At 40.2% G+C, this 12,760-nt stretch carries 10 protein-coding genes; 3 read left to right on the top strand and 7 right to left on the bottom strand.

Annotated features, from left to right (window positions below; genetic code table 11):
- Window positions 1-23 precede the first annotated feature (23 nt).
- The gene (locus FTU36_RS06170; RefSeq protein WP_180117110.1) at window positions 24-1,514 is read left to right on the top strand and encodes a YifB family Mg chelatase-like AAA ATPase; all 1,491 of its coding nucleotides are present in this window, start codon (window positions 24-26) and stop codon (window positions 1,512-1,514) included.
- Between the two features lie 43 nt (window positions 1,515-1,557).
- Here FTU36_RS06170 and FTU36_RS06165 read toward each other — a convergent pair whose 3' ends face one another.
- Window positions 1,558-2,295 (bottom strand): TorF family putative porin, encoded by a 738-nt coding sequence (locus tag FTU36_RS06165; RefSeq protein ID WP_180008086.1) that lies wholly within the window; start codon window positions 2,293-2,295, stop codon window positions 1,558-1,560.
- A 396-nt stretch (window positions 2,296-2,691) separates the two neighbouring features.
- Entirely contained in the window at window positions 2,692-3,468 is a 777-nt protein-coding gene (locus tag FTU36_RS06160) for a TorF family putative porin (RefSeq protein WP_168378237.1), read from the bottom strand.
- A 716-nt stretch (window positions 3,469-4,184) separates the two neighbouring features.
- Here FTU36_RS06160 and FTU36_RS06155 point away from each other — a divergent pair.
- Window positions 4,185-5,504, top strand: a complete 1,320-nt coding sequence (locus tag FTU36_RS06155; RefSeq protein WP_180026517.1) for an OprD family outer membrane porin — start codon at window positions 4,185-4,187, stop codon at window positions 5,502-5,504.
- 103 nt (window positions 5,505-5,607) lie between these two features.
- Here the strand turns inward: FTU36_RS06155 and ppa are convergent, their stop codons facing one another.
- Together ppa and FTU36_RS06145 are read right to left on the bottom strand one after the other, a co-directional pair.
- Complete coding sequence (gene ppa / locus FTU36_RS06150) at window positions 5,608-6,144, bottom strand: inorganic diphosphatase (RefSeq protein ID WP_168378239.1); 537 nt, start codon at window positions 6,142-6,144, stop codon at window positions 5,608-5,610.
- Between the two features lie 114 nt (window positions 6,145-6,258).
- On the bottom strand, window positions 6,259-6,657 hold the full coding sequence (locus FTU36_RS06145; RefSeq protein WP_078189470.1) for an MAPEG family protein: 399 nt from the start codon (window positions 6,655-6,657) through the stop codon (window positions 6,259-6,261).
- Window positions 6,658-6,764: 107 nt separating this feature from the next.
- Here FTU36_RS06145 and FTU36_RS06140 point away from each other — a divergent pair, with 107 nt between their 5' ends.
- Complete coding sequence (locus FTU36_RS06140; RefSeq protein WP_180117108.1) at window positions 6,765-7,154, top strand: hypothetical protein; 390 nt, start codon at window positions 6,765-6,767, stop codon at window positions 7,152-7,154.
- A gap of 58 nt (window positions 7,155-7,212) precedes the next feature.
- Here FTU36_RS06140 and FTU36_RS06135 read toward each other — a convergent pair whose 3' ends face one another.
- The 3 genes from FTU36_RS06135 to FTU36_RS06125 form a co-directional block, all read right to left on the bottom strand.
- A complete protein-coding gene (locus FTU36_RS06135; protein WP_168378241.1) occupies window positions 7,213-8,892 on the bottom strand; it encodes a long-chain-fatty-acid--CoA ligase in 1,680 nt (559 codons plus the stop codon).
- Window positions 8,893-9,041: 149 nt separating this feature from the next.
- The gene (parC, locus tag FTU36_RS06130) at window positions 9,042-11,261 is read right to left on the bottom strand and encodes a DNA topoisomerase IV subunit A (RefSeq protein WP_180117106.1); all 2,220 of its coding nucleotides are present in this window, start codon (window positions 11,259-11,261) and stop codon (window positions 9,042-9,044) included.
- A 163-nt stretch (window positions 11,262-11,424) separates the two neighbouring features.
- Window positions 11,425-12,744: an MFS transporter gene (locus FTU36_RS06125; RefSeq protein WP_180117104.1), complete on the bottom strand. Its 1,320-nt coding sequence runs from the start codon at window positions 12,742-12,744 to the stop codon at window positions 11,425-11,427.
- Window positions 12,745-12,760 lie beyond the last annotated feature (16 nt).

Below are 12,760 nucleotides of genomic sequence, written 5' to 3'. Positions count from 1 at the left end.
ATGCACCATAACGGAACAATAATATGTCTTTTGCCAAAATCTATACTCGGGGTTTGCTCGGCTTAAATGCACCCCAAATTGAAGTTGAAGTTCATGTCAGCCAAGGCCTACCGTCATTGACCATTGTGGGCCTACCTGAGGCCGCCGTCCGTGAAAGTAAAGACCGTGTCCGCTCTGCGATTATTAATAGCGGCTTTCAGTTTCCGACCAAACGTCTGACCATTAATCTAGCACCCGCAGATTTACCCAAAGATGGTTCACGTTTAGATCTCGCCATTGCTTTAGGGATTCTGATCGCGTCGGGACAACTTCCTGAAAATGCAGCAGATGGTTTTGAATTTATTGGAGAATTGGCACTTGATGGTTATTTACGACCTGTCAGTGGCATCTTAAGTATAGCCATTGCCTGTCAGCATATCGGGCATCATCTGATTCTACCAGCACTCAATGCCGATGAAGCGGCGCAACTGCCGGAGTTCCAAGTCTTTCCTGCACAGCATTTTAAGGATGTATGTGAACATTTAAGTCGTTCAGCCTTAATCAGTAGCCACCCTTCAACATCGTCAGCCAATCAACACAGTTACCCTTTTGATTTATCTGATGTGAAAGGTCAACTGAGACCACGTCGTGCTTTAGAAATTGCGGCGGCTGGCGGTCATTCCCTGCTATTTCGTGGCCCACCGGGTACAGGAAAAACCCTACTCGCCTCACGTTTGGCTAGCATTCTTCCGCCCTTAGATATGCAAGAAAATTTGCAAGTCGCGAGTATTTATTCCATTGCAGGTGCAAATCATCATTTTGGGCAGCGTCCATTTCGTGCGCCACACCATACTGCATCTGCGATCGCCCTCGTCGGTGGAGGATCAAATCCTAAACCGGGTGAAATCACCTTGGCACATTTAGGGGTTTTATTTTTAGATGAGCTGCCTGAATTTGATCGAAAGGTATTGGAGGTATTACGGCAACCACTCGAATCCAAAGAAATTGTGATTTCACGGGCTTCTCGTCAAATCACCTTCCCTGCAAATTTTCAATTGATCGCAGCAATGAATCCTTGCCCATGTGGCTATGCCTTCAACCAAGACAGCCGCTGTCAATGTAGTGCTGAAAGTATTAAACGCTATCAAAACCGTATTTCAGGTCCATTATTAGATCGTATTGATTTACATATAGATGTCCCGCCACTAGCAGCACATGAATTACAAAGTTCGCAAGAGGTTGAAAGCTCAAGTACAGTTAGGCATCGTGTCATTCGTGCCTATGAATTACAAATAGAGCGTCAGCAAAAATCCAATATGGCACTCACGCCGACGCAATTGGAGCAACAAGCGGTTTTGGATGCTACTGCACAGAATATTTTACAGTTAGCCCAGCAGAGAATGAATTTATCTGCGCGTGCCTATCATCGGGTGTTACGTGTTGCCAGAACCATTGCCGACTTGGCTCAAAGTGAACACATTCAAGCTCAACACGTTTCTGAAGCGCTGTCCTATCGAAGCCAACTCAATGCTTAAAAAAATGGCGACCTAAGGTCGCCATTTTTAATGCTCTTTAAAATTAGAATTCGTATTTCAAACCAAATACGACTTTATTCTTTTGTTTTTCATCCGCACGGTCATAACCACCAACTGTGTAATTCATGCTTGCGGTAACACCTGTATCTGCTAAAGGCTTGCTTAGACCAATATCAAAGTGACGGAAACCAAAGCTTTCTGTTGTTCCTAAATTATCTTCAAAATCACCTGAATCTTGATATGCATATAAACCAAGCGCGGTATCTAGACTGAAGTCTTTAGGAAGTGCATAGCTATATGATGCTTTGATATAAGTATCACCTGCATTACCCCATGAAACATCTTCAAGCAAAGTTTGCGCTGTTAAGCCAAAATCTTTATAGCTTAGCCCAAGCATTGTTTCTAAACCGTTTGCATCACTTGTATCAATATCATAGTAATAGTAGTAAGTTAGACCTGCTGTGTAACCAAGATCATCATTAATTGAACCGTTATAGCCCGCATAAAAATCATTTTCAAAACCATTCGGTAGGTCATCACCATAGTTTAATGTTGAACCCCACCAACCTGCATAGAAGCCTGATGCATGGCTATAATCCAAACCACCTTGGATTGTCGCATCTTTATTTTCAGGCACATTGGTAATACCACGTAAATTATAGCTAGACAGTACGCCGATATTTCCAGATACAGAATGCTCTGAAGCAGGTGCTTCAGCAAATGTAAACGTCGATGCTGCTCCAAGTACAGCGATTGATAAAGCTTTAAGTGCAAATTTCATGGTTTGTTCCCCCACATCGTGCGACGACGTATTTTTTGGTTATTTCGTTGAACTCAATGAGATATTAGCAAGCGCTGTGCCATGTTTAAAAATAAGCGCATATTTTTTTTATAAAAGTCACGATTTTGGTTTATCAAAAATCAATATAATACTGTTTTTATTAATTATTTTTTAATTATCCTATTTAACTATTTTTCTCTACGATTTTTTTTAGAATGCAGATTTTCATCTATTTAGATTATTTAAATCTTCAGGTTGATAGATGTAACAGGATTTTAAAAATGCGCTTTTTTGAGTATATTTTTTCAACACCGATCTCAAAAATGCATAAAAAAAGTGCACAATCACCATTATGCACTTTCAAGAATATGACCGAATACGATCAACTCGTTAATGTTAGAAAGAATAGGTCAATCCAACCACAACGTTATCGTCTAATTGCTCGCCTTCTCGATCTTTACCGCCCCATACATAGTCAGCAGCAATTTCAAACCCAGTATCTACAATCGGTTTACTCAAGCCTAAACGTGCTTCAGTGAACACCACATCTTCTGTAGTTGTTAATAGGCTGTCATCACGACTGTCATTAAAAACAGAAACACCAAGCGATGAATTTAATGAAACATCATAAGGTAATGCATAGCTATAAGTAGCATTCAGATATACATCTCCTGCGTTGCCATAATTAACATCAGACAACAATACAGCCATGCTTGCAGTTAAATCTTTATAACTTATGTCCTGAATAAATTCGACGCCCGTTGTGCGACGCTTTTCAGATCGGTCGTCGTTATACACTGAACCGCCACCTTGATAGACATAGGCCATCACTTGTGACTTATAGCTCCAATCTTCATTCAGTTCACGTCCATATCCAACATAGAAATCATGTTCAAAACCATGTGACTGACTGTCGTTCGTAGGGTCATAGTTGAGTGTAGAACCCCAATAGCCCGCGAACAGCCCACTGTTGTGTGCATATTCAAGTCCGGCTTGTAATGCCGCTTGATCATTTTCTTCACTCGCACGGTACACATATTTGTTTACCACGCCCAAACTTCCAGACCAATTCCCTTGTGCAGTTGTGGCTTGTTCAGTTTGTTCTGCAAATGCAGGGACTGTACCTAGGGTCACTAAAATACTTAAAATTGCTTTTTTATAAAATTGAATCATGTTTAGTCCCCACATCGGATCGATCGTGGATTGGGTTGAGTAAAATTTAGCGCCGATTTTAATCGATTTTACGGCACTGTATAGCCCCTTTTTTCTTATTTTGATCAATTAAATCATTTAAAAACAAAGCTAAGATTATATAAAATAGTAAAAAATAAGCTTTTGATTCATAAAATATCTTTTATCGTGTTCCAGTCTTTAACAATGATTTAATGCATTCATTTATATGTATTTATCACGATTATTATCATCTTTTATTGAGCTAGATTTTTAAGGAAAACATTTCTGACGACTTCGCTAAAAGTCATTCTCTATTTACTAAAAATACGCCAACAGTGCTTACTTAGCCTGAACATTGATGCCATGCACCTCAGCAGTTTTTATACTTTTTGATCAAAATACGAATTTAGATTCAGCACAAATTGTCGCGAAGAGTAATGATAAATCAGCAAGTTAAATGAAAGTTTTTACCGTTTTTTATATTTTTTTATGATAAGCAATGAAGAAACTTCTCTTTAGCTTAATATATATTCAATTTAAATAAACTATTTGTTAAACAACAATAACATACGAAACATTTGCTTATTACAGATTGACCGATGATCTGAATGTTTTCTAACTTTAGTGTAATAAGCGCATTAAAAATAGTGATTTTTTTAAGAAAAAATATACAATCGCACTACATATTAACCAAATTTGCATGAGGCTCTCTCCCAATGCTTAAAGCTCAACAACTAACACTTGCAGTATTAGTAAACGCTGCTCTTATTTCTACTGCTTTTGCTAGCGAACAAAGCGAATCTAAAGGCTTTGTGGAAGATGCCGAAGGCTCTGTATTGTTCCGTACAGGTTATTTACATCGTGATAAAAAAAATGGCGTAGATGATACTAGCTCTTTTGCGCAAACTGCTATCGTAAATCTTGATTCAGGTTTTACCAAAGGCACTGTTGGTTTTGCAGCGGGTATCATAGGCGATGCATCAATCAAACTTGGTGAAAATGCTCATACCGGTAACGATATGATTCCAACGCATGGTAGCAAAGATGCGAATGGTAAAGTTGATGCTTATGATCACTGGGCGCGTGGCGGTGCATATGTAAAAGCACGTATTTCAAATACGACTGCAACTTACGGTACACAACTTCTCGACATCCCTGTTTTAGCAAGTAATACTGCACGACTAGTACCTGAATACTACACAGGTGTTTTGGTTGAAAGTAATGAGATTAATAATCTTAACCTGATCGCTGGTAAATTCACTGAAAATCAATTATCAAATCAAATTAATTCTGATGGTGCTAAGTTAGACCGCGCAATTGTTTGGGGTGCAAAATATAAAGCAAATGATCAATTAAATCTTGCTTACTATGGTACAGATATTAAAGATCGTTTAGATCGTCATTATATCAATGCCAATTTTACTCAAGGTTTAGCTGATAAAAGCTCATTGACTTATGATTTAAGCGCTTATCACACAAAATGGGATAAAGATGCTAATCAATACTTATATTCTCAAATTGGTGAAAGCAACGACTCATTCGATAACTCAATCGCTGCCCTTTCTACAACATATAATCGTGGTCCACACAATGTCATGGTTGCTTACCAACAAAACTTTGGTAATACCGGTTACGACTATGGCTTAGGTACAAACGTTGGTGATGGTAAACAATCTATTTACATGCCAAACTCGTATCTATCTGACTTTATTGGTAATGATGAAAAGTCTGTACAACTTCAATATACCTATGACTTTGGCGCATTAAATGTTCCAGGCCTATCTTGGACTTCAGCATTTGTTTACGGTTGGGATATTAAAGCCACTAATAATGCTGGCACAATGATTAGCGACAATGAAGAAGAACGCGAATTCTTTAACCAAGTGAAATATACCGTTCAATCTGGTTTTGCCAAAGATGCAAGCTTACGCCTTCGTCATTCTTACTACCGCGCTAGTAATAACTACCAAAACAACTATATTGGTGATACCAATGAATGGCGTATTTGGTTAGACATCCCTGTGAAATTATTTTAATTTCGCAGCTAGTCTAAGATAGCGAAAAAAAACCTGCACACTGTGCAGGTTTTTTTTATGAGCATCGTTTTCATATAAAAACGATGCTCAACTTAAAACAATATTATTTGTTCGCAGCTTGGTAAGCTTCAATTGAGCTCAGTACTTCTTGTTTCGCAACATCAGCACCTTCCCAACCACTTAACTTAACCCATTTACCAGGCTCTAAGTCTTTGTAGTGTTGGAAGAAATGCTCAATTTGATTGATCAACAATGCAGGAAGATCGGTATATTCTTGAACATCTTTATAAAGCGGAGTCAATTTGTCGTGTGGAACAGCAACCAGTTTTGCGTCAACACCACCGTCATCTTCCATGTTCAATTTACCAACAGGACGGCAACGAATTACAGAACCTGGCTCTACTGGATGTGGAGTAACCACAAGTACGTCTAGTGGGTCACCATCCAAAGATAATGTATTTGGAACATAACCATAGTTCGCTGGGTAGAACATTGCAGTACCCATGAAACGGTCTACAAATAACGCATCAGAATCTTTATCGATTTCGTATTTGATTGGTGCTGCATTTGCAGGAATTTCAATAATGACATAGATGTCGTTTGGTGCATCTTTACCCGCTGGGATATTGCTGTAGCTCATAGCATCACTCTTTAAACAAGTTAAATCTTTTAATCCGGCACAATTATAACGGTTTTATCGCTTTTTTTGTGATTTTAGCGATCATGCTGATAATTTAATCATCAAGCAGAACATTTAGCTTAATTTAATGACCAATAACATCAGGCAAATCGGGCATAACATCGACAAGGTCCAAATGATTGAACGTAAAGTTGCCCAATTGGCTAAATAACATAGCCCATAAATAACGCGTAAAACGAGATAGGCTATCCCAAAGGTCATGATGTATTGTTGATGAATCACCATGTATTCGGCCATTAGAATAGCCGCAATAAATAAAGGTAAACTTTCAAAACTATTTTGCTGCACTGCATGTGCGCGGCTCGCCAACCCTGTAGAGCGCGCTAAAACTTCACGTGGATTTTGATTATCACTCGACTTAAAACCTGCAGCTCGCTTCGCAATAAATGTAAATACATATGGCAGTAAACAAGCGGCCAAAATGAGATAGATGATCCCACTGATGCTGTGCATGTGTTTTTTCTCAGGAAGATTTTATGGCTGCTATAATACCATGGCATTTCGTGAATAATTTTTGTTAAATATAGTGTTTTTATAATCGGCAGATGAAAGGATCCTCTATGAGCACTTCTGATCAAGATCAATTATTTGAAGTTCTTGAAGAGCAAAAACGCCATCAGCTTCGCGTCGATCGTGCCTTAAAAATCGTCATCCCTGTGACTGCATTTTTACTTGCTGTGATCTGCGCCAACTTAAATGTCTGGTCGACTGTTTTCAGCTTTGTCATCATGTGGATTGCATTCTATGCAGTTTCCATCAAGCAACTTCCCCTTTGGCATTGGGTCATTGTCATTGCACTATATTGTTTAGTCGACAATATCCTGACCTATGGCAACTATAACCAATCCGGCTTTAGTCGTCAGTTCGGCGCGATGTTTATTTTCTTAGGTGTTTTTGGAGTAGGACGTCGCTACTTTGATCGCTGGTCGATGAATAAAGGTAAGCTTTAATGATCTAAATTTAAAGCGATAAAAAAAGCGCCCGAAGGCGCTTTTTTTATGCATCGTATTATGCAGTTTTACGCAAATCTTTACGTAAAATTTTACCAACGTTCGATTTTGGTAATTCATCCATAAATTCAACATAACGTGGGCGTTTATAGCCAGTTAAGTTTTCTTTTGCGAATGCCAAAACTTCTTCAGTTGTTAGAGATGGATCTTTTTTCACAACGAATAATTTAGGTACTTCACCTGATTTTTCATCAGGAACACCAATCGCAGCAACTTCTAGCACTTTTGGATGTTTTGCAACAACTTCTTCAATTTCAGAAGGATAAACGTTGAAGCCAGACACCAAAATCATGTCTTTTTTACGGTCTACAATCTTCACATAACCGCGTGGATCCATGACACCAATGTCACCTGTACGGAAGAAACCGTCTGCCGTCATTACTTTGGCAGTTTCATCTGGACGGTTCCAATAGCCTTTCATGACTTGAGGACCACGAATCGAAATTTCACCTTGCTCACCTTGAGCAACTTCATTGCCATCATCATCTAAAATAGCAACTTCAGTCAGTGGCAATGGAATACCAATCGTACCGCTGAATTCCATTGATGCTGGAGGGTTTGCGGTTGCAACAGGTGAAGTTTCTGATAAACCATAACCTTCGATAATATTGGTACCTGTAACTTTCTTCCACGCTTCTGCAGTCGAAGGAAGTACTGCCATACCACCACCCATCGCCATTTTTAGCTTGCTGTGGTCAAGTTGCTTGAACTCTTCATTGTTCACCAAAGCATTGAACAATGTGTTCACTGCTGGGAAGAATGAAGGTTGGTATTTACGTAATTCTTTCATTACCGCAGGTAGGTCACGCGGGTTAGGAATCAATACGTTCGCCTGACCTTTGTACATACCGTAAAGTGCACACACCATAAATGCAAAGATGTGATACAACGGTAATGCACAGAAGATACGATCATCTGGCTGACCATCTTTCTGACCAAATTTACTTTGGAAAATACCATCACACTGCAACATGTTTGACACAAGGTTACGATGGGTCAATTCTGCGCCTTTAGATACGCCAGTTGTACCACCGGTATACTGAAGTACAGCAGTATCACTTAAAGTTAAGTTTGGACGTTTGTAATTGTTTGCACTCACTTTAGACATTGCTGCATTAAAGCGAATATGACCTGGAATGTTCCAAGCTGGAATTTGTTTACGTACTGAACGTAATACAAAGTTAACCAATGTACCTTTCAGCGTACCAAGCATGTCACCCACAGATGCCACGATCACGTGTTTTACTGGGGTTTTACCAATAATCGCTTGGTAAACAGATGCAAAGTTTTCAATAATAACAAGAGCTTCTGTTCCAGAGTCATTCAATTGATGCTCAAGTTCACGAGAGGTATACAGTGGATTCACGTTGACCAATACCAGGCCAGCACGGAATACACCCAATGCGACAACAGGATATTGAAGAACGTTCGGCATCATGACTGCAACGCGTGAACCTTTGGCCAAACCTAAACTTTGCAAATAAGTTGCAAATTTACGGCTAGCTTCATCAAGTTCTTTAAAAGTTAAGACTTTATCCATAAAGATAAAGGCATCTCTTGAGCCAAACTTCTGGAAATTACGCTCAAAAATATCGACCAATGAGGTATTTTCTGCGGGTAATTCTACAGTTTCTGGAATCCCTGTCTTTTGGTATTCAGCGAACCAAATCTTTTCCATAACGCCCAATTCTCCTGTCGTAATCCTTAATAATCCAACTGTTTTTTTTCAATATTAAGCGGTCATTATTTAACTTGTTTGTGCTTAATATTGCATCCATTTCACGAATAACAGCATATATAACGTATTTCGTTCCATGGATGCTAGTATTATCTTTGAATGAACAGTTTATTTGCTTTTTGATATCCACGTGGTAACAACACGCCTTTCGATGCGCGTTTGCCCACATATTTTTGCAGATCGTCGCCTTTAAGCTTTAATTGTTGATTACCTGCAAGCACTTGAATTATTTCATCTAAATTCAAAGTTGTCATGGATACAATTTGATCTTTTTCCTCAAGTTGTATCAATTTATTACCTTTACCCTTATTCAATACTGGTAATTCATCAAGTTCAACCAACAGCAAACGACCCGCAGAACTGAGGAGTGCAAGATGTGTTGCATTCTCAATCGCTGTTAAATTCATAACCGCCGCCCCTTCGGACAAGCTAAGGAAGGCTTTACCCGCTTTGGCATTGGTATCAAGGTTTTTAGCTTGAGTTTTAAAGCCATAGCCTTTACTGCTCATTGCCAAGACTTCTGTTTCATCTTCAGCAATAAACACTTGTTTAAAGCCGACACCACTTGCAGGTGCAAGCTTAGAACTCAGTGGCTCACCTAAACCACGCGCAGATGGCAAGGTATTGATGCCCAAAGCATAGCTTCGACCAGCATCATCCAATACATAAACGCGTTGATTTGATTTACCTTGTGCATGGCTGAGATATTGGTCACCTGCACGGAAATTTAAGTTCTCAGCGTCGACTTCATGACCTTTCGCCGAGCGAATCCAACCTGCTTCAGACAACACCACAGTCACAGGATCTGCAGGAAGCATATCTTGTTCATTAATCGCATGGGCTTCTGCACGTTTCACAATTGGAGAACGGCGGTCATCACCAAATTTCTTCGCATCTTCTTTCAGTTCATTAATGATCAAGGCTTTTAATGATTCAGGATTCGCCAATTGTTCACGAATAATGGCAGCTTTGGCTTCCAGTTCTTCTTGTTCACGGCGCATTTCCATTTCTTCAAGTTTTGCCAAATGACGTAACTTGAGTTCTAAAATGGCTTCGGCTTGAATTTCATCGATATTAAAATGCGTCATTAACACCGGTTTAGGCTGATCTTCTTCGCGAATAATACGAATCACTTCATCAATATTCAGATAGGCAATGATCAAGCCTGCAAGTATATGTAACCGTTTTTCAATTTTATTCAGATGATAAGTCAAACGACGTGTTACGGTATTTTTACGGATTTCAATCCATTCCAACAAAATACGGCGGATCGATTTCACTTGCGGACGACCGTCTGCGCCAATCATGTTCATATTGACACGATAGCTCGACTCTAAGTCAGTGGTTGCAAATAGATGACTCATCACCGATTCAGCATCAATACGGTTTGAGCGCAGGACAATCACTAAACGTGTTGGGTTTTTATGATCTGACTCATCACGTAAGTCCGTGACCAATGGCAACTTCTTCGCCTGCATTTGATCTGCAATCTGCGTGATCACTTTTGAACCTGAAACCTGATACGGCAGCTCCGTAATCACGATTTCATTTTTCTCAATGCTGTACACTGCACGAGTTCGATAACTACCGCGACCCGTGGTTTGAATTTTAAGTAATTCTTCTGGAGAGGTAATAATTTCAGCACGTGTCGGCAAATCAGGTGCAGGAATATATTCTGCGACTTTTTCATCGGTTAAATTAGGATTGCGAATTAAGGCGATGGTACCCTTCACCACTTCACGTAAGTTATGCGGTGGAATATCGGTTGCCATACCCACAGCAATACCCGTTGTGCCGTTGAGTAAAATATTCGGTACACGTGCGGGTAAATTCACCGGCTCTTTCATCGAGCCATCAAAGTTATCCTGCCAATCACAGGTCCCTTGTCCTAATTCTGACAGCAATAAATCACTATACGCAGACAGTTTCGCTTCGGTATAACGCATAGCAGCGAAGGATTTCGGATCATCTGGTGAACCCCAGTTTCCCTGACCTTCAATAAATGGATAGCGATAACTAAACGGCTGCGCCATGAGTACCATGGCTTCATAACAAGCATAGTCACCGTGAGGATGGTATTTACCCAGTACATCACCAACCGTACGTGCAGATTTTTTTGGCTTACCCGTTGGCTTTAGCCCGAGTTCGCTCATCGCATAGACGATACGACGCTGAACGGGTTTTAAACCATCACTGATATGTGGCAATGCACGATCCATAATCACGTACATGGCGTAGTTGAGATATGCTTGTTCGGTAAATTCTGCTACGGAACGGTTTTCTGTCGCATGATGCGCAAGGCTTGTCATAACAACCTGTAATCCTAAATTGTTCGTTCTTTATTGGGTTCTTATGCTATGTCGCAGGTGTCCCCTATACAAGGGGATGATCTAACACTCTGCGACAAATTGTGTCTTATGGCGTAAAAATATCCATTTTATTCACCATGATCAACTAAAAATTCAACAGTCTTTATAGACCGATGGATTCTAAAGTTTTGCCCTTAGTTTCTTCACCTAAAACCAAAATCACCACGGCAACTGCAATTAAGACTGCTGTAAACATCATAAAGACATAGCTAAAACCTTGATCCATATCCATCATATGTGTCACGGCAAAAGGTGCTGCAATGCCCCCAATCCGACCAATGGCACCCGCCCAGCCCGAACCAAAGGCACGAATATTGGCCGGATATTGTTCTGGTGTATAGGTATAAAGTACGCCCCAAGCACCGAGATTAAAGAAAGACATTAAACAGCCCCAAATCACAATCTCTGTCACACTGCCAGACTGACCGAAGAAATATGCCGAAATGGCACACATCCCAATGAAGCCCGCCAAAGTAGCTTTACGACCCAATTTTTCGACCAACCATGCTGCTGCAATATAACCCGGCAATTGTGCCAAAATCATGACCAAGACATATTCAAAGGATTGAACAATGGTGTAGCCTTCTTTGACCAATAAACTTGGTAACCACGTAAAAATACCGTAGTAAGAAAAAACGATACCGAACCAAATGAGCCAAAGCATTAAAGTACGACGTGCAAAAATGCCTGACCAAAGCTGTGAAAAACTGATGTTGTGCTTTTCTGCAACCGGTTTGACCTCAAAAATTTCAACAACTTGCACACCACATTTGGCTTCAATCTTTTTCACCAATGCGTGTGCTTCATCAAAACGTCCACGGTTGATTAAATAAGGCACCGATTCGGGCACCATTTTCCAAATCACGATTGCATATAATGCAGGAATACCGCCAATTAGAAACGCTGCATGCCAACCAAAATCAGGAATAATAAAGCGTGAGACCAATGCAGCAACCAACCAGCCTAGTCCCCAAAAACTTTCTAGTAAGACAATAAAACGGCCACGCACTTGCGCCGGAATATATTCACTGACCAAAGTCACCGCGACAGGGAGTTGCCCCCCTAAACCTAAGCCGACAATAAAACGAAATACCAACAACCAAGTTAGATTAGATGCAAACGCACATGCAGCGGTGGCTAAGCTATAAATCACCAATGTCCATGCAAACACTGTTTTTCGGCCGAAGCGATCTGCCAGTCCTCCAGAAAACACCGCGCCAATCGCCATCCCAACAAAACCAATCGAGACCACCCAACTTTTATCATTTGGTGTCATGGCCCAATCTTCAGCCATTTTCGCTAAGATGAATGAAATGAGTCCCGTATCCATGGCATCAAACATCCAGCCAAGGCCAATAACCCAAAGTAAAGTGTAGTGAAACTTACCGATGGGTAAGCGTTGTATACGTGAGACTAAGTCCATAACAAGATCTCTGAAC

Source organism: Acinetobacter sp. YH12096, assembly GCF_013419215.1.
In the GTDB taxonomy this organism is placed as follows: Bacteria; Pseudomonadota; Gammaproteobacteria; order Pseudomonadales; family Moraxellaceae; genus Acinetobacter; species Acinetobacter amyesii.
Note: the sequence above shows the minus strand (reverse complement) of the source record. Positions and strands in the feature narration are given on the sequence as shown.